Annotated in this window: 20 protein-coding genes; 18 read left to right on the top strand and 2 right to left on the bottom strand. The window is 65.0% G+C overall.

Annotated features, from left to right (window positions below):
* Window positions 1–11: 11 nt before the first annotated feature.
* From APH36_RS00095 to APH36_RS00010, 18 genes are all read left to right on the top strand, one after another.
* The gene (locus APH36_RS00095; RefSeq protein WP_060496930.1) at window positions 12–1,988 is read left to right on the top strand and encodes a cytochrome D1 domain-containing protein; all 1,977 of its coding nucleotides are present in this window, start codon (window positions 12–14) and stop codon (window positions 1,986–1,988) included.
* On the top strand, window positions 1,985–2,641 hold the full coding sequence (locus tag APH36_RS00090; protein WP_060496929.1) for an SCO family protein: 657 nt from the start codon (window positions 1,985–1,987) through the stop codon (window positions 2,639–2,641). The genes APH36_RS00095 and APH36_RS00090 overlap by 4 nt, the downstream gene beginning before the upstream one ends.
* Window positions 2,638–3,303 (top strand): SCO family protein, encoded by a 666-nt coding sequence (locus APH36_RS00085; protein WP_060496928.1) that lies wholly within the window; start codon window positions 2,638–2,640, stop codon window positions 3,301–3,303. The genes APH36_RS00090 and APH36_RS00085 overlap by 4 nt, the downstream gene beginning before the upstream one ends.
* 5 nt (window positions 3,304–3,308) lie before the next feature.
* Window positions 3,309–4,826 carry an ABC transporter substrate-binding protein gene (locus tag APH36_RS00080; RefSeq protein ID WP_256219057.1) on the top strand — a complete coding sequence of 506 codons (1,518 nt, stop codon included), beginning with the start codon at window positions 3,309–3,311 and terminating at the stop codon, window positions 4,824–4,826.
* A 12-nt stretch (window positions 4,827–4,838) separates the two neighbouring features.
* Window positions 4,839–5,480 carry a SurA N-terminal domain-containing protein gene (locus APH36_RS00075; protein WP_060496927.1) on the top strand — a complete coding sequence of 214 codons (642 nt, stop codon included), beginning with the start codon at window positions 4,839–4,841 and terminating at the stop codon, window positions 5,478–5,480.
* A 249-nt stretch (window positions 5,481–5,729) separates the two neighbouring features.
* Window positions 5,730–6,263 (top strand): response regulator, encoded by a 534-nt coding sequence (locus tag APH36_RS00070; RefSeq protein WP_060497129.1) that lies wholly within the window; start codon window positions 5,730–5,732, stop codon window positions 6,261–6,263.
* A 183-nt stretch (window positions 6,264–6,446) separates the two neighbouring features.
* A complete protein-coding gene (locus tag APH36_RS00065; RefSeq protein ID WP_060496926.1) occupies window positions 6,447–8,120 on the top strand; it encodes a GspE/PulE family protein in 1,674 nt (557 codons plus the stop codon).
* Window positions 8,104–8,883: a hypothetical protein gene (locus APH36_RS00060; protein WP_060496925.1), complete on the top strand. Its 780-nt coding sequence runs from the start codon at window positions 8,104–8,106 to the stop codon at window positions 8,881–8,883. The genes APH36_RS00065 and APH36_RS00060 overlap by 17 nt, the downstream gene beginning before the upstream one ends.
* Window position 8,884: 1 nt before the next feature.
* The gene (locus APH36_RS00055; RefSeq protein WP_060496924.1) at window positions 8,885–9,427 is read left to right on the top strand and encodes a hypothetical protein; all 543 of its coding nucleotides are present in this window, start codon (window positions 8,885–8,887) and stop codon (window positions 9,425–9,427) included.
* Window positions 9,414–9,974: a GspMb/PilO family protein gene (locus tag APH36_RS00050; protein ID WP_060496923.1), complete on the top strand. Its 561-nt coding sequence runs from the start codon at window positions 9,414–9,416 to the stop codon at window positions 9,972–9,974. The genes APH36_RS00055 and APH36_RS00050 overlap by 14 nt, the downstream gene beginning before the upstream one ends.
* Entirely contained in the window at window positions 9,974–10,483 is a 510-nt protein-coding gene (locus APH36_RS00045; protein WP_060496922.1) for a hypothetical protein, read from the top strand. The genes APH36_RS00050 and APH36_RS00045 overlap by 1 nt, the downstream gene beginning before the upstream one ends.
* Entirely contained in the window at window positions 10,480–12,345 is a 1,866-nt protein-coding gene (locus APH36_RS00040; RefSeq protein ID WP_060496921.1) for a secretin N-terminal domain-containing protein, read from the top strand. The genes APH36_RS00045 and APH36_RS00040 overlap by 4 nt, the downstream gene beginning before the upstream one ends.
* Window positions 12,342–12,821, top strand: a complete 480-nt coding sequence (locus APH36_RS00035) for a type II secretion system protein (protein WP_060496920.1) — start codon at window positions 12,342–12,344, stop codon at window positions 12,819–12,821. The genes APH36_RS00040 and APH36_RS00035 overlap by 4 nt, the downstream gene beginning before the upstream one ends.
* A gap of 5 nt (window positions 12,822–12,826) precedes the next feature.
* Complete coding sequence (locus tag APH36_RS00030; RefSeq protein ID WP_016713967.1) at window positions 12,827–13,201, top strand: type II secretion system protein; 375 nt, start codon at window positions 12,827–12,829, stop codon at window positions 13,199–13,201.
* The gene (locus APH36_RS00025) at window positions 13,176–13,703 is read left to right on the top strand and encodes a type II secretion system protein (protein WP_060496919.1); all 528 of its coding nucleotides are present in this window, start codon (window positions 13,176–13,178) and stop codon (window positions 13,701–13,703) included. Before APH36_RS00030 ends, APH36_RS00025 begins: the two co-directional genes overlap by 26 nt.
* Window positions 13,700–14,095, top strand: a complete 396-nt coding sequence (csgE, locus tag APH36_RS00020) for a curli production assembly/transport protein CsgE (RefSeq protein WP_060496918.1) — start codon at window positions 13,700–13,702, stop codon at window positions 14,093–14,095. The genes APH36_RS00025 and csgE overlap by 4 nt, the downstream gene beginning before the upstream one ends.
* Entirely contained in the window at window positions 14,092–14,505 is a 414-nt protein-coding gene (locus tag APH36_RS00015) for a curli assembly protein CsgF (protein ID WP_060496917.1), read from the top strand. The genes csgE and APH36_RS00015 overlap by 4 nt, the downstream gene beginning before the upstream one ends.
* Before the next feature lie 34 nt (window positions 14,506–14,539).
* Window positions 14,540–15,400, top strand: a complete 861-nt coding sequence (locus APH36_RS00010; protein WP_060496916.1) for a CsgG/HfaB family protein — start codon at window positions 14,540–14,542, stop codon at window positions 15,398–15,400.
* Window positions 15,401–15,541: 141 nt separating this feature from the next.
* On the opposite strand, the gene APH36_RS00005 is transcribed toward APH36_RS00010, so the two are convergent.
* Window positions 15,542–15,946, bottom strand: coding sequence for a type II toxin-antitoxin system HigA family antitoxin (locus APH36_RS00005; RefSeq protein WP_060496915.1), 405 nt, complete (start codon window positions 15,944–15,946; stop codon window positions 15,542–15,544).
* Between the two features lie 2 nt (window positions 15,947–15,948).
* Window positions 15,949–16,114 (bottom strand): type II toxin-antitoxin system HigB family toxin (locus APH36_RS30375; RefSeq protein WP_177337064.1); only part of this gene is annotated, 166 nt, incomplete at its 5' end.

Below are 16,114 nucleotides of genomic sequence, written 5' to 3'. Positions count from 1 at the left end.
GGAGCGCGAGCATGAACAAGAAGACTCGCCCTGCTTACTTGGGGGTAGTACTGGGCGTGGCACTGATCGGCCTGGGCGTGGCGTATGAAAAGCTCTGGTGCGATCCCCGCGAGCTGTTGCAGGAAACGGCCGAACCGCAGGCCCCGCACCGGCTCATCCGGGATGGCGTAGCCGTGGAGTTCGAGGCCCGGCCGCTGGCCGGGGGCGAGCTGAAAGAAGGCGGCTTCGCCAACATCCGCTTCAAACTCAGCGACCAGACCAGTGGCCAGCCGCTATCGGGTATGGCGCCGGGGGCGTGGATCGACCCGGCGCAGTCGGCCCCGGTGGGCGACCGTGACCTGAGCTGCAAGGCGCGGGTTGCGCTGTTTCTCAAGAGCAGCATCGGTGCCCGACCGCTGCTCGACCTGAACAGCTACTTCCTGTTGATGCTGAACAACGACGCCAGCCTGACGGTGATCGACCCCACCGTCTCGGTGGGCGGCGTGACCAGCACCATGGCGCGCATCGACCTGCCCGGGCGGCCCATGGACTGGGCGGCCACCAGCGACGATAAGCAGGTATTCGTGTCGATCCCCGAGCGTGGCAAGGTGGCGGTGATCGATACCGAAACCTTCACCCGCGTGGCCGACCTGGACGCTGGCGACCAGCCGTTGCGTGTGGCCCTGCAACCTGATCAGCACCGGCTGTGGGTGGGCAACAACAGCCGTGACCCGGCCAAGGGTGGGGTCACGGTGATCGACGTGCCGGGGCGCACGACCCTGAAAAGCTTCAACACCGGCACCGGGCACCACGAAATCGCGTTCAGCGCCGACTCGCGCTTTGCCTACGTCAGCAACCGTGACAGCGGCACCCTGAGTGTGATCGACATCCCGGAAATGCGCCTGACCAAAACCATCAAGGTGGGCCCGCACCCGCTGTCGTTCAGCTATTCGGCGCTGTCCCAGGCGGTGTACGTGGTCGATGGCGAGGAAGGCAGCGTGCGAGTGTTCGATGCCCGCAGCCACCAGCTGCGCCATACGGTCAAGGCCGAGCAGGGCCTGGGGCCCATGCGCTTCAGCAGTGATGGCCGTTACGGCATCGTGCTCAACACCCTGGAAAACCAGGCGCTGGTGATCGACGCCAGTACCGACAAGCTGATCCACCACATCCCGGTGGCGGCCGAACCGTACCAGCTCACCTTCACCAAGGGTTATGCCTACGTGCGTGGGCTGGCTTCGCCGAAGGTGACCATGATCAACCTGTCCAGCCTCGGTGAGGGGCGCTCGCCCATTGTCCAGGGCTTCGAGGCAGGCCCGGCGGCGCCGCGCCAGGCCGGTGACCTGCCGCTGGCCCAGGGGTTGTCGGTATCGCGTGACGACAATTCGGTGTTCGTGGTCAACCCGGTGGACAACACCACCTACTTCTACGCCGAAGGCATGAACGCGCCGATGTCCGGTTACAACAACCGTGGCCACCAGGCCCGCGCCGCCCTCGTCGTCGACCGCAGCCTGCGCGAGGTGGCGCCTGGGGTATACAGCTCGACGGTGAAGCTGCCTGCCGCCGGCAAGTTCGACGTGGCCTTCCTGCTCAACCAGCCGCAAATCATCCACTGCTTCAGCACCGACGTGGCCGAAGCCCCTAATACCGGCAAGCGCAAGGGCGCGCATGCCGAGTTCATTGGCCTGGACCAGCCGTTGTCGCAGCACAGCGCCATCAACGCGCGCGTTCGCATTGTCGGCGACGACGGCCAGCCACGGCTGGGCCTGAATGACCTGAGCTTGCGCTACTTCCTGGCGCCGTCGTCGATGCCCCGCAACCTGCAACTGCGGGAGGTGGGCGAGGGCGTGTACCAGGCGGCCCTGACCCTGCCCGAGGCTGGCGCTTGGTACCTGCATGTGCAGTCGCCTTCGCTGGGGCGCAAGTTTGCCGAAGAGAACTACACCAGCCTGCGCGTCCTGCCGGCTGCAGCGACCAACGCTTCCCAGACTGACGTGAGGAATGTGCGATGAACACCCAGCCTGCTTTCACACTGTTGGCCCTGAGCCTGGCACTGGCCAGCAACCTGGCCCTGGCCCACGCCGGACACGATCACAAAGGCCACGCCGAGCCGCCTCCGGCGGCGAGCCAGGAAAAGACCAGCGTGCGCTTTGCCGACGTTTCGCTGCTGAACCAGGACGGCATGCCGGTGCGGCTGGAGAGAGACCTGGTAGGTGATCACCTGGTCGTGATGGGCTTCATCTACACCAGCTGCACCACGGTGTGCCCGGTGGTGTCGTCGATCATGGGCAAGGTCCAGCAACGACTGGGTGGCCGGGTAGGCGAGGAAATCCACCTGGTGTCGATCAGCGTGGACCCGCAGCGTGACGACGCCAAGCGCCTGCAAGACTACGCCAAGGCCTTCCAGAAGGGGCCAGGCTGGAGCTGGCTGACCGGAACCCCGTACGCCATCACCGAAACCCTCAAGGGCCTGGGCAGCTTCAGTGCCGACCTCAGTCAGCACCCGCCGCTGATTCTGGTCGGTGACGGGCGCAGCGGGCACTGGACGCGTTACTACGGTTTCACCGACCCGGCGGTACTGATCGAAGAAATCAACCGCCTCAGCGCCCGCCGTGTGCATGCCAAGAGCACGGCCATTGCCGACCATCACGAGGTGCAACCATGAGCACTGTCACTTCCCGCCGCGCTGGCATGCGCGCGTTCGACTGGCTGGTACTGGGTGGCTGCCTGTATATCCTTGCCTCGGTGGCGTTCGCCCACGAGGGCCATGCGCCGCAAGCGCCAGCGCCACAGCCGGCGCCCCAGGCGATGACCAGCGGCGGCGGCACCCGCGATGCCCAGGCCTGGTTCACCGACACCGTGCTGAAGGACCAGAACGGCCGCGAACTGCGTTTTTACAGCGATGTGCTCAAGGACAAGGTGGTGATGCTCAACGTGATCTTCACCCACTGCACCGACGCCTGCCCGCTGATCACCCGCAAACTGCGTGAAGTGCGCGAGGCCATGGGGCCGCAGCTGGCCAGCCAGGTGACCTTCGTCTCGATCAGCAGCGACCCGCTTAACGATACCCCGCAGGCGCTCAAGGCGTTTGCCGAGAAACAGGGGGTGGATGGGCCGAACTGGTTGTTCCTGACCGGGGACAAGGCCAATGTCGACCTGGTGCTCGGGCGTATCGGCCAGTTTCTGCCAAGCCCCGAGCAGCATTCGACGCAGTTGATTGCCGGTGATGTGGCGGGCAAACGCTGGAGCAAGATCCGTCCGGATGCGCCAGCCATGGCCATTGCCCAGCGCATGCAGCTGCTGACCCAGCCACTGGCAGGCCGGTGAGTATCATGAACACCTGGGCGGTTTTGCTTGTTGGCTTGGCATGCGCTACTTCGGCCTCTGCGCTGGACCTGACCGACCACGAGCTAGCCGGCAAACGCCTCTACCGCGAGGGCGTCTCCAGCAGTGACGCCCAACTGCAAGCCCGGGTTGGGGCCAGCGACATGGCGGTGCCCGCCAGTGTGCTGCCCTGCGCAAGCTGCCACGGCAACGACGGCCGTGGTCGCGCGGAAGGTGGCGTACGCCCGCCCAGCCTCGACTGGCAACGTCTGGTACTTGGCCAAGGCGCGCGCGAGGCCAACGGCCGCAGCTACCCGGCTTATACCGACAGCAGCCTGGCCCGGGCCATTCAGCATGGCGTGGACCCGGCCGGCAACCGCCTGGACCCGGCTATGCCACGCTTCGAGCTGACCTTGGCCGACCAGCGTAACCTTACCGCCTACCTCAAGCGCCTGGCCGAGGAACGCGACCCCGGTGTAGAGGAGGGCGTGCTGCGCCTGGGTACCTTGTTACCCGCGAACGGCCCGCTGGCCGAAGCGGGGCAGGTGGTACGTGCGGTGCTGGAAGACGGCGTGCTACAACTCAATCAGCAAGGTGGCATACACGGGCGGCGCCTGGAGCTGGTCGTGCTTGATCCGGGCTTCGACCCTGCCAGCGCCGAGCAAGCCTTGCAGCGGTTGCTGGAGCAGGCGCGCGTGTTCGCTTTGATCTCACCCTTGGCACCCATGCTTGACCAACGCCTGGCAACCTTGCTGGCGCCACAGAATGTGCCCCTGATCGGCAGCACGCCACGTAGCGGCGGCAGCCCACAGATCTTCGACCCGCTGCCCGGCCTGCCCGTGCAATTGCTTAGCCTGGCCGCTTATGCCCGTGCTGCGCTGGGCCTGGCCCCGGGCGAGCTACGTGTGGTGTATGCCGGCAATGAGCAGGCCGCATTGGCTGAACAGGTTCGCGAGCGCCTGCAGCAGCAAGGCTGGGCGCCCGCCATCCAGGCCTTCGATGGCCAGGCCGTGGACGGGCAGGGCATCGTCTTCCTTGGCCGAGCCCAGGCCTTTGTCGAATTGGCCGACGCGTTGCAGGCGGCAGGCCGTCAGCCCTACCTGTTCGCCGCCTCCAGCCAGGTGGCCGGTGCGGTGGTGCACTTGCCCAAGCAATGGTCGCAACGGGTGTTCCTGGCCTATCCCTATGTGCCGGAAGACTGGACCGAGCAGGGGCTGGCGACCTTGGCCGGCCTGCAGCAGCGCCAGGGCCTCGACCCGCGCCAGGCATCGTTGCAGGTTAACACCCTGTGCGCGCTACGGTTGCTGAGCGAAGCGCTGAAGCAGATAGGCCGTGACGCCAGTCGCGAGCAACTGATTGCCGCGTTGGAAGGCCTGCACGATGTGGCCACTGGCCTGACCCCGGCCTTGGGCTTTGGCCCAGGCCGCCGCCAGGGAATGGCGGGCGCCCATGTGGTGGCCGTGGCGCTACCAGGGCCGCGTTTTACCTCGGTTACCCCGTACCGGCCGGTGCCGGATACCCCTTGAGCGGAGGCTGCCATGCGTATTGTGTTGCTGTGCCTGCTGTTGGTGCTGGCCAAGGCGAGCTGGGCCGATGTGCCTGCGGCGCGGGTCAATGGTGTGGAAATCGGCGTGACGCGCCTGGAGCGTTACTTCAGCGAATACCTGAGCGCCCAGGGCCGCGCGCTGACCAGCATACGCAACCCGGGCCTGTACAAACGCCTGCGCGATCAAGCGCTGGACGAGCTGATCGACAAGGAGCTGCTGTGGCAGGAAGCCCGGCGCCAAGGCATCGCCATCAGCGACGCGCAGGTGTCGGCGCATGTGGGCGAGGTCGAAGCGGCGTTCGGCAGCCCGGCAATTTTCGAGCGGCGTCTGGCGCAGGCGGGTTTCGATAGGGCACAGTACACTGAGTACACCCGGCAAGACATGGCGGCCCAGCAGGTGTACGCCCAGCTCAGCGCAGTCGACACGCCGAGCCAGGCTGAAGTGGAGGCTTTCTATGCTGCCAATCGGGAAAGACTGCAAGGAGCGCAGAACCAAAGTGATAACCCTTCGGTCATACGTGAGCAGGGCCTGGTCTTGGCCAGGGCGGCGCTCATCGCTACACGAGAAGCGGATGCGCGCCGCTCGGTACGCCAACGTTTGCGCGACGCCGCTAACGTGGAGGTGGCAGACTGAGGCCCCTGATGGTGTTTCCCCCAAAGCTGGGGAATTAAGGTTTGGCAATGTGCCATCAGTTTCCCCGCTTGTGGGGAAGAGGCTGGGTGCGCCTGCCCGCCACGATTCGGGATTTGGCATGCGCTTTAGTAGAATCAAAGACTTACAGCGGTGCAACATGACTATTCACGCCTGGCACGAAGCCTGCTCAAGCCTGTACAAGGGCGCACTTCGCAGACCGGGGAACCGGGCAGTACTTGGGAGTCGACCTTGGTGAACAGAGTATTGGTAGTCGATGACGAACAGACCCTTGCGCAAAACCTGCAAGCGTACCTGCAGGCGCAAGGCCTGGAAGTTCATGTTGCCCACGACGGTGCCAGTGGTATCGAACAGGCTGCAAGCCTGGCACCGCAAGTGATCGTGCTGGATTACCGCTTGCCCGACATGGAGGGTTTTCAGGTTCTGGAGGCCGTACGCAAGAACAGGCAGTGCCACTTCGTGCTGATCACCGCCCACCCCACTGTCGAAGTGCGTGAGCGGGCCGCCGAACTCGGTGTTAGCCATGTCCTGTTCAAGCCGTTCCCGCTGGTGGAACTGGCTCGTGCGATCTTCGACCTGATGGGCATCGAGCGCCGGCGCAGGGCCACGGACAACCCGGCGGAAGGGTTCGTCGAACGACGCCAGAACAGGAACGAATCGTTCCCCCTGCAGTTGTACGATGGAAGCTGGGTGTTGGCTGACCGCCGCCGTAATGGCGCCAAGCCCCCGAGGCCCGACGACGATCAACTGCTCACAGGGGAATAGCGGCGCCCGCACCCCTGGCCGAGCCAGCCTGCGACGCGCCCCTGAGCGGAGTCGCAGGCCATGCCAGAAGCATTCGATGCAACCCGGGATCTGCAACAGCCTGCACCGGCCTCTTCGCGGGCATGCCCGCTCCCACAGGATTCGGGTGATCTTCAGGTTTGCAGTGAACCTGTGGGAGCGGGCATGCCCGCGAAGAATCCACCACCATTCTCAGCCTACCCCCGCGACCTGCTGGCCCAGGCCCGCCTGCAAGCCATCGACGAGCGCCTGCTCAATTGCCTGGAACGCCTGGCCTGCGACAGCCCGGACACCTTCACCCGCCGCCTCGGCCTGACCCTGCACTACCCAGTGCTGGACAGCCACAGCCTGCTGGCCAGTACCCCGCGCTTCGACAAGGTGGCCCTGGCCCAGTGCCTGAAACGCGAATTCGTGCTGATCGAGCAGGGCGGCCAACTGCTGGGCGTGTTCGCCGACCCCTTCGACCCCGCCCGCCTGGCCTGGATCGACGATGTGCTGCAAGGCGCGCCACTTTACCTGGCCCACGCCGCCGAGCTGGCCACCTTCCTGGCCCGCCACGAAGAAAGCTTCCACGCCGTCGATGCCCTCGACCATGACGCCGAGGCCAGCAGCGAAGGCGACCCGCTGCAACGCCTGTCGTTGGCCAGCATCAGCGAAGACCAGAGCCGCGTGGTCAAGCTGGTCAACTCCACCCTGTACGACGCCCTCAAGCTGCACGCCAGTGACATCCACCTGGGCATGACCGGCCAGGGCCTGACCATCAAGTACCGCATCGACGGTGTGCTCAACGGTGCGGGCAAGGCCAGTGGCAGCGCGTTTGCCGACCAGGTGATCTCGCGCATCAAGGTCATGGCCGAACTGGACATCGGTGAAAAGCGCGTCCCCCAGGACGGCCGCTTCAAGGTCGCCGTGGGTGACCGGCAAATCGACTTCCGCGTATCGATCATGCCCAGCATCTTTGGCGAAGACGCCGTGCTGCGGGTGCTCGACAAGCAGGACTTGTCTGACCGGGTCAGCGGCGTGCAGTTGCAGGCCCTGGGGTTTGCCGACGAAACCCTGCGCGCCCTGCGCCGACTGGCCGCCGAACCCTACGGCATGATCCTGGTTACCGGCCCCACCGGCAGCGGCAAGACCACCACCCTGTACGCCATGATCAGCGAGATCAACCACGGCGTGGACAAGATCATCACTATCGAAGACCCGGTCGAGTACCAGCTGCCCGGCGTGCTGCAGATTCCGGTGAACGAGAAGAAGGGCCTGACCTTCGCCCGTGGCCTGCGCTCGATCCTGCGCCACGACCCGGACAAGATCCTGGTGGGTGAAATCCGTGACCCGGACACTGCCCAGATCGCCGTGCAGTCGGCACTCACCGGCCACCTGGTGTTCACCACCATCCACGCCAACAACGTGTTCGACGTGATCGGCCGCTTCAGCCAGATGCAGGTCGACCCCTACAGCTTCGTTTCCGCACTCAACGCGGTGCTGGCCCAGCGCCTGATCCGCCTGGCCTGCCCGCACTGCGCCACGCCCTGCGAACACGATGACGACACCCTGTATGGCTCGGGCCTGACCCGCGAGGGCGTGGCCGGCTGGAAGTTCGTCCGCGTGCAGGGCTGCGGCCAGTGCCGTGGTAGTGGCTACCGCGGCCGCAGCGCCATCGCCGAACTGCTGCACCTGGACGACGATCTGCGCCAGATGATCGTCGAGCGCCGCCCCCTGTCGCAAATCAAGACACTCGCCTGCCAGCGCGGCCTGCGCCTGCTGCGCGCTTCGGCCCTGGACCTGGTCCGCGATGGCCGCACCACCCTTGAGGAGATCAACCGTGTCACATTCATCTGATCGTTTCTGTGCCGTGCTCGGCGCCGAAGGTGTCGGCTTGGGTTGCTGGCACAAAGACCAACACCAGTGGCTGGGCAGCCGCGAGTTCAGTTGCGACGCCGCCCAACCAGCCTGGGAAGCTGCCGTCGACGCACTGGCCGCGCTGCTGGCCGAGCATGCTGTACGTGGCGCCCAGTTGCGGGTGCTGCTGTCGGCCCGCTACAGCCGCTTCTGCCTGGTGCCCTGGAGTGATGCCATTAGCCACCCACGCGAGCTGGACGCCTACGCCCGGGCTTGCTTCGAAAACCTCTACGGGCAGCCGCTGGACGACTGGCGCATCGTGCTGTCGCCCGAACCTGCCGGTGCCGCCCGTATCGCCACGGCGCTGCCCGAAGCCCTCCTGCAACGCTTGCAGGGGCTGGGCCGGGAAAGCCGCCTGAGCCTGCGCTCGGTGCAGCCGTACCTGATGGCCGCCTACAACCGCTGCTCGTCACAGCTGGCGCAGGGTGACTTCCTGTTCGTGCTGGCCGAGCCGCGCCGCAGCGTGCTGCTGCTGGCTGCGGGTGGCGCCTGGCAGCAAGTGCTGGCGCAAGGTTGCGCCGACAGTGACCAGGCCCTGCAAGCGCTGATAGAGCGCACCTGCGAATTGTATGGCGAGCACTTGCCCCGGGTGTACCTGCATGCCCCAGGCCGGGGCGACGTGCCGCAACTGGCGGCGGTGCAGCTGTGCCAGCCGGCCAGCGAAGCCGACCCGTTGTGCGCCATGTGGCGGGCGGTGGCCTGACATGCGCCGCCTCGAACTGGAATTCCAACCCCGGCGCAGCGGCCCGTTGGCCTGGTCGCTACTGGCCTTGGGCAGTGCCCTGGTCGCAAGCCTGGTACTGCTTCAGTACACCTTGCAAAGCGAGCAGGTGGAGCTGGAAGACAGCGTGCACAGCCTGGAGCAGCAACTGGGCCGCCGTCCGGCCACTGCCGCCCCGCAAAGCACGGCCGCCAGCCGTGAGCAGGCCGAGCGCCTGGCGCAGATGCGCAGTGTGTCGCAGCAACTGCAACGCCCATGGCAGCAGTTGTTCAGCATGCTCGAAGCCATGCCGCAGGACGACGTGGCGTTGCTTGGCCTGACCCCGGACGCACGCAAGGGCCAGGTCCGCATCGCCGCCGAGGCACGCAACCTGGAAGCGATGCTGCAGTACCACCAGCGGCTGGAAGCCAGCGACGAACTCAGCGATGTGTCGCTGCTCAACCACGAGGTGTTGGCCGCGCAGCCTGAGCACCCGGTGCGCTTCACCCTCACCGCCACCTGGGAGACCGGCCATGCGCGCCCTTGAGCTGAACAGCCTGATACTCCAGGAGCGCCTGCGCCGCGTTGGCCCGGTCGGCTTGGCGGCGGTGGCGGTAGGCCTGCTGGCCGTGGGCGTGGTGTGCGCCGGAGTGCTGCCGCAGTGGCAGAACGTGCGCGAGCTGCGTGCCACCGAGGCGGATGCCAGCGTACAGGTGGAGCGGATCAAGCGTGGCGAGCTGAAAATCGCCGTCAAACCCGAGCAGCAGGCGCTCGACAGCCTGCGCCAGCAGCTGCCGGGCCAGCCCCAGGCCAGCGAACTGATCGAGCGCCTTTACCACCTGGCCAGTGCCGAGCACATCAGCCTGGCCCGTGGCGAGTATGCCCTGGACATCGACCCCAAGACCCAGCTGGCGCGCTACCAGATCGTGCTGCCGGTGCGGTGTAGCTACCCGCAGATTCGCGGCTTCCTCAAGGGCCTGCTCAAGCAACTGCCGACCCTGGTGCTGGAAGACCTCGAGCTGCAACGCAAACGCATCGGCGACAGCGAGCTGAACGCCCGCCTGCGCATGACCCTTTACCTGTCGAGGTCGTGATGAACACACAACGTGCAGTCATCTGGGCCGGTTTCCTCGGCGTAAGTGCAGCGTTGGCCTGGGCGCCGGGGCACTGGTTTGGCCAGGACGACGGCGTCGCGGCCTTCGCGGGTAAACCTGCCCCCACAGGGCCTGTGGGCGCCGCCGAACCTGTGGGGGCGGCTTTAGCCGCGAAAGGGCCGGAACAGGCCTCCAGAGACCTGTTCCCCAAGCAGCAATGGACCAAACCCCAGGCCCTGGCCACCGTCACCGAACAACCTGTAGTCGCCGCGCCGGTCGTGGCCGCAGCCCCAGCCGCCCCTGAGCTTCCGTTCCAGTTCATCGGCCGCATGGGTACCAACGACGACCTGCAAATCTTTTTGCAGAGCGGTGAAAAACTCTACGTCGTGCGCCAGGGCGACGTGATCGAAGACACCTACCGCCTCGATCGGGTATCGGCCGAAGAGCTGAGCCTGGTCTACCTGCCTTTGCATCAGTCGCAGACTTTGTCTGTAGGGAGTGCACCATGAAGTCGTCAAAGCTGTGCAAACCTGCCCCGTTCCTGCTGGTGGCGCTGTGCGTGGCCATTGCCGGCTGCGGCTCCAGTGCGGTGCGCAAGGACAGTGACCAGCTGATGAAAGAGGGCCAGTACGAAGCCGGGATCGCACGGCTGGAAGAGGCCTTGCGCGACAACCCGCGCGATACGGAGCTGAACATCGCCTTGGCCCATAGCCGTCAGGCCGCTGTCGAGGCGCTGATCACCCAGGCCGATGCCGACCGTATCCGCCATGACTTCGCCAATGCCCGCATGGGCTACGGGCGGGTGCTGACCCTTGAGCCGAACAACCGCCGTGCCCAGGAAGGCATCCGCCAACTGGAGTTGATTCGCACCCTCGACGAGCGTGTTGCGCTGGGCCAGGCCGCGCTGCGCCAGGGCGACCTGTTCGGTGCCGAGCGCTACATGCGCGAAGTGCTGCGCCTGGACCCGCAGAACCAGAAAGGCATGGCGCTGCGCAGCGACATCGAGAACGTCCAGGCGCGCACCGCGCAGCCCTACCCACAGCTGCGCAGCAAGCTGGAGCGGCCGGTCACCCTGGAGTTTCGCGATGCCAACCTGAAGACCATCTTCGAAGTGCTGTCCCAGGTTGCCGGCATCAACTTCATCTTCGACAAGGACATGCGCCCGGACATGAAGGCCACCATCTTCGTGCGCGAGGTGCGCATCGAGGACGCCGTGGCGCTGCTGCTGGAGCAGAACCAGCTGCGCCAGAAGATCGTCAACGAAAACACCGTGATGGTGTACCCCGACTCGCCGCAGAAGACCAAGGACTACCAGGAACTGGTCATGCGCACCTTCTACCTCACCAGCATCGATGCCAACACCGCGCTGAACATGGTCAAGACCATGCTCAAGACCCGCGACGTGTTCGTTGACGAGCGCCTCAACACTCTGACCATGCGCGACACCCCGGACGCCGTGCGCATGGCCGAGAAGTTGCTGCAGTCGCAGGACCAATCCAACCCCGAGGTGGTGCTGGAAGTGGAGGTGATGGAAGTGGCCACTTCGCGCATCCTCGACCTTGGCCTGCAATGGCCCAACACTTTCGGCGTGTTAAGCAACGACGGCAAGCCGGTGAGCGTGCTCGACCAGTTGCGTGGCATCGATTCCAGCCGCATCAGCATTGCGCCAGCACCGCAGGCCAAGATCAACGCCCAGGACAAGGACATCAACACCCTGGCCAGCCCGGTGATCCGCGTCAGCAACCGCGAGCAGGCACGTATTCACATCGGCCAGCGGGTACCGATCATCAGCGCCACTTCGGTGCCGTCCACTCAGGGCCCGGTGATCACCGAAAGCGTCACCTACCTGGACGTCGGTTTGAAGCTTGAAGTGCAGCCTACCGTGCACCTGAACAACGAGGTGGCGATCAAGGTGGCGCTGGAAGTGAGTAACGCCACCCCGCTGGAGGCCACCCGCCAGGGCACCATTCCGGTCCAGGTCGACACCCGCAACGCCCAGACCAGCCTGCGCCTGCACGATGGCGAAACCCAGGTGCTAGCCGGGCTTGTGCGCAACGACCACAACGCCAGCGGCAACAAGATTCCGGGGCTCGGCGATATTCCTGGCCTGGGCCGGCTGTTCGGCAGCAACAAGGACGACATGAGCAAAAGCGAGCTGGTGCTGGCGATTACCCCGCGCATCGTGCGCAACCTGCCGTACCAGAGTCCGTCGGACATGGAGTTTTCCACCGGTACCGAGTCGGCCATGCAGGTACGCCAGATGGCACCGCTGCCACCCATGGACGTACCCGGCAATGCGCCGACCACCGACGCGCCGGTGATGGACAGCCAGATGGCAGTCGCCCCGGTCAACGGGAGCCCTCGGCCATGAAAGCGCCGCGCCGCATGCAGGGCTTCAGCCTGATCGAGGTGGTGCTGACCCTGGCACTGCTCGGGCTGCTGGCCAGCATGGCCGCGCCGCTGACCGAAACCGTGGTGCGCCGCGGCAAGGAGCAGCAACTGCGTGACGCGCTGTACCAGATTCGCGACGCCATCGACGCCTACAAGCGGGCTTTCGATGCCGGCTACATCGAGAAGCGCCTGGACGCCAGCGGTTACCCGCCAAACCTCCAGGTGCTGGTGGAGGGCGTGCGCGACGTGCGCAGTGCCAAGGGTGCGAAGTTCTACTTCCTGCGGCGCATCCCGCACGACCCGCTGGTGGCGGCCAAGGACAGGGACGAAGGCGCTTGGGGACTGCGCGCATACGACAGCAGCCCCGACAACCCGCGCGAAGGCGAAGACGTGTTCGACGTGTACTCCAAGGCCCGCGGCAAAGGCCTCAACAACATCCCTTACGAGCAATGGTGACAGCCATGAAACGCAGCAAAGGCTTCACCCTGATCGAGCTGCTGGTGGTGATGGCGATCATCGCCACGCTGCTGACCATCGCCATGCCGCGCTACTTCAACAGCCTGGAAAGCTCCCGCGAGGCCACCCTGCGCCAGAGCCTGGCGGTGCTGCGCGAGGCACTGGACCACTACTACGGCGACACCGGCCATTACCCGGATTCGCTGGAGCAGTTGGTAGAGCAGCGCTACCTGCGCAACACCCCAGTCGACCCGATCACCGAACGCAGCGATGCCTGGCAGCTGGTGCCACCCCCTGAAGGCGTGGCTGGCGGCGTGGCCGATATCAAGAGCGGTGCCACAGGGAGGGCGCGTGATGGCAGCCTCTTCGCTGAATGGTAAGGCCAACGGTGGCTTCACCTACCTGGGCGTGCTCTTGCTGATTGCAGTCAGCAGCGTGGCCTTGGCCGCCACCGGCACGCTCTGGGCCAGCGCCGCCCAGCGGGACCGAGAACGCCAACTGCTGTGGGTGGGCAGCCAGTACGCCCAGGCCCTGCGCAGCTACTACCGCGCCTCGCCGGGCCTGGCCCAGTACCCGCAAGACCTGGCCGACCTGCTGCAGGACAACCGCTTTCCGCAGGCCAAGCGGCACATTCGCAGGCTCTACCCCGACCCCATTACCAACAGCGACGAGTGGGGCCTTCTGCGCTCGATCGACGGCCGCATCACGGGGGTGCACACCCGCTCGGACGCCACCCCGTTCAAGCGCAGTGGCTTCAGCGCCGAGTGGACCGGTTTCGAAGGGCTGGAACACTACAGCGACTGGCAGTTCGTCGCCGAGCAGGCCTTCAGCGAAAGTGCCGATGGCGTACAAACCCACAGCGGCCCGGGAGACACGCCATGAATACCCTGGCCGCACTCTGCCTGAGCATGCTGCTGGCGTTGGCCACGTCGGCCAAGGCCTCAAGCGAGGACGAGATGCAGGGCTTCATCGTCGACAACACCATCTCGCACATCGGCCACGACTTTTACTACTACTTCGCCGACCGCCTGCGGGCCACCAGCCGCCTGGACTTCAACCTGGTGGTACGCGAACGCCCGGACGCGCGCTGGGGCAGCCTGGTCACCGTGGAGTTCGAACGTGAGGTCATGTACCGCCGCTTCCTGCCCCCGAACACCACCGAGCTCAAAGACGAGGCCGTTGCAGCCGCCGACCTGGTCAAGCAGCAGATCATTCAACGCAAGCTGCAACGCCTGCTACAGGACACCACCGACTTGGAGAGGGACGAGCTATGAACCACCGCATTCCACGTTGCATTGCCGCCTGTCTGCTGGCCAGCGCCTGTGCTGTCCAGGCCACCGAGCTGGTGTACACCCCGGTCAACCCGGCTTTTGGCGGCAACCCGCTCAACGGCACTTGGCTGTTGAACAACGCCCAGGCGCAGAACGACTACGACGACCCCGACCTCAAGGACCGTGCCTCGGCCTTTACCGGCACCACGGCCCTGGAGCGCTTCAGCAACCAGCTGGAGTCGCGGATGTTGTCGCAGTTGCTGGACAACATCAGTAACGGCAGCACCGGCAGCATGGCGACCGATGCGTTTCTCATCGACGTCATCGACGATTCCGGGGCCTTGAGCATCAAGGTCACCGATCGCGCCACAGGAGAAATTTCGATCATTGAGGTCAGCGGCCTGAACCCCTGAGAGGGAAGGGCTTTTCTGTTGGGGAGAGAACACCATGAAACGTCTGCTGAGCACGCTGCTGATCCTCACCGCCCTGGGCCTGCAAAGTGGTTGCAGCCTGCGCGAACCCATGTCGGCCGAACAGGACTCGGAAACCCCGACCCTGACCCCACGCGCCTCGACCTACTACGACCTGATCAACATGCCACGGCCCAAAGGCCGGTTGATGGCCGTGGTGTACGGCTTCCGCGACCAGACCGGCCAGTACAAACCCACCCCGGCCAGCTCGTTCTCCACCAGTGTCACCCAGGGCGCAGCCAGCATGCTGATGGACGCCTTGAGCGCCAGCGGCTGGTTCGTGGTGCTGGAGCGTGAAGGCCTGCAGAACCTGCTGACCGAGCGCAAGATCATCCGTGCTTCGCAGAAAAAACCGGATGTACCGGAAAACATCATGGGCGAGCTGCCACCGCTGCAGGCCGCCAACCTGATGCTGGAGGGCGGCATCATTGCCTACGACACCAACGTGCGCAGCGGCGGGGAGGGCGCCCGCTACCTGGGGATAGACATCTCACGCGAGTACCGGGTGGACCAGGTGACCGTGAACCTGCGAGCGGTAGACGTGCGCACCGGGCAGGTGCTGGCCAACGTGATGACCAGCAAGACCATCTACTCGGTCGGGCGCAGTGCCGGGGTGTTCAAGTTCATCGAGTTCAAGAAACTGCTGGAAGCCGAGGTGGGCTACACCACCAACGAACCGGCGCAGCTGTGCGTGCTGTCGGCAATTGAAGCGGCGGTGGGGCATTTGCTGGCGCAGGGGATTGAACGGCGGTTGTGGCAGGTGGCGGGGGATCCAGCGGATGGCAAGCCTACGGTGGACAAGTATTTGAGTCAGAATCAGCAGCATCAGCAGCCATGATTGATCTTGAGGGCCTCTTCGCGGGCACGCCCGCTCCCACAGGTACTACGTCGCCTTTGAGATCACGCTATCCCTGTGGGAGCGGGCTTGCCCGCGAAGGGGCCGGTACAGGCGACATATCATTTTCATCACTGCGCTACGTCAGCCAAGGAACACATTCGGGTTCACACCGAAGCGGTCGGCCAGCGCCCGGATCTGGCGAACGTTGAGTTTGCGCTTGCCCGACAACAGCTGGGAGACGGTCGACTGGCTGCCGATCTCGGGAAGGTCGCGTTGGCTGACCCCGTGCTCTTCCATGATGGAACGCAGCACTTCGACGCCGGTAGCTTCGGGGATGGGAAAGTGCTTTTTATCGAAATCGCTGATCAGGTTAGCCATACACTGCACCAAGCCATCCAGCGGGTGCCCTTCGTCATAACCGGTGATCTCTTGCAGCTCGTCAAGCGCAGCCACCAGCGTGTCGTAAGCAGCCTCGTCTTTCGGCGAACTGAGCAGAGGCGCCACGAAGGCCCAGTGGTCGACGGCAGCTTTTACCAGAGCATTCATATTCAATCCTTCCACTTATCTTTGTCGTATTCAGCGTGGCTGAGTACATACTTTATGTAGACCTGCTGCGTGCTGTAAGACACCCCAGCTATCAGCCTGATCTTGTTGCCGCCGATGTCGAACACATGGAACCGTCCGACAAGGTCCACTGAATCGCCCCGGGTTCCC

Origin of the sequence: Pseudomonas sp. NBRC 111133 (genome assembly GCF_001320605.1) — a bacterium.
GTDB lineage: Bacteria > Pseudomonadota > Gammaproteobacteria > Pseudomonadales > Pseudomonadaceae > Aquipseudomonas > Aquipseudomonas monteilii.
Note: the sequence above shows the minus strand (reverse complement) of the source record. Positions and strands in the feature narration are given on the sequence as shown.

Bases quoted from the DNA above. Each gene is read 5' to 3' on its own strand.
- APH36_RS00095 (WP_060496930.1), top strand. From the start codon at position 12: ATGAACAAGAAGACTCGCCCTGCTTACTTGGGGGTAGTACTGGGCGTG.
- APH36_RS00090 (WP_060496929.1), top strand. From the start codon at position 1,985: ATGAACACCCAGCCTGCTTTCACACTGTTGGCCCTGAGCCTGGCACTG.
- APH36_RS00085 (WP_060496928.1), top strand. From the start codon at position 2,638: ATGAGCACTGTCACTTCCCGCCGCGCTGGCATGCGCGCGTTCGACTGG.
- APH36_RS00080 (WP_256219057.1), top strand. From the start codon at position 3,309: ATGAACACCTGGGCGGTTTTGCTTGTTGGCTTGGCATGCGCTACTTCG.
- APH36_RS00075 (WP_060496927.1), top strand. From the start codon at position 4,839: ATGCGTATTGTGTTGCTGTGCCTGCTGTTGGTGCTGGCCAAGGCGAGC.
- APH36_RS00065 (WP_060496926.1), top strand. From the start codon at position 6,447: ATGCCCGCGAAGAATCCACCACCATTCTCAGCCTACCCCCGCGACCTG.
- APH36_RS00055 (WP_060496924.1), top strand. From the start codon at position 8,885: ATGCGCCGCCTCGAACTGGAATTCCAACCCCGGCGCAGCGGCCCGTTG.
- APH36_RS00050 (WP_060496923.1), top strand. From the start codon at position 9,414: ATGCGCGCCCTTGAGCTGAACAGCCTGATACTCCAGGAGCGCCTGCGC.
- APH36_RS00045 (WP_060496922.1), top strand. From the start codon at position 9,974: ATGAACACACAACGTGCAGTCATCTGGGCCGGTTTCCTCGGCGTAAGT.
- APH36_RS00040 (WP_060496921.1), top strand. From the start codon at position 10,480: ATGAAGTCGTCAAAGCTGTGCAAACCTGCCCCGTTCCTGCTGGTGGCG.
- APH36_RS00035 (WP_060496920.1), top strand. From the start codon at position 12,342: ATGAAAGCGCCGCGCCGCATGCAGGGCTTCAGCCTGATCGAGGTGGTG.
- APH36_RS00030 (WP_016713967.1), top strand. From the start codon at position 12,827: ATGAAACGCAGCAAAGGCTTCACCCTGATCGAGCTGCTGGTGGTGATG.
- APH36_RS00025 (WP_060496919.1), top strand. From the start codon at position 13,176: ATGGCAGCCTCTTCGCTGAATGGTAAGGCCAACGGTGGCTTCACCTAC.
- csgE (WP_060496918.1), top strand. From the start codon at position 13,700: ATGAATACCCTGGCCGCACTCTGCCTGAGCATGCTGCTGGCGTTGGCC.
- APH36_RS00015 (WP_060496917.1), top strand. From the start codon at position 14,092: ATGAACCACCGCATTCCACGTTGCATTGCCGCCTGTCTGCTGGCCAGC.
- APH36_RS00010 (WP_060496916.1), top strand. From the start codon at position 14,540: ATGAAACGTCTGCTGAGCACGCTGCTGATCCTCACCGCCCTGGGCCTG.
- APH36_RS00005 (WP_060496915.1), bottom strand. From the start codon at position 15,946: ATGAATGCTCTGGTAAAAGCTGCCGTCGACCACTGGGCCTTCGTGGCG.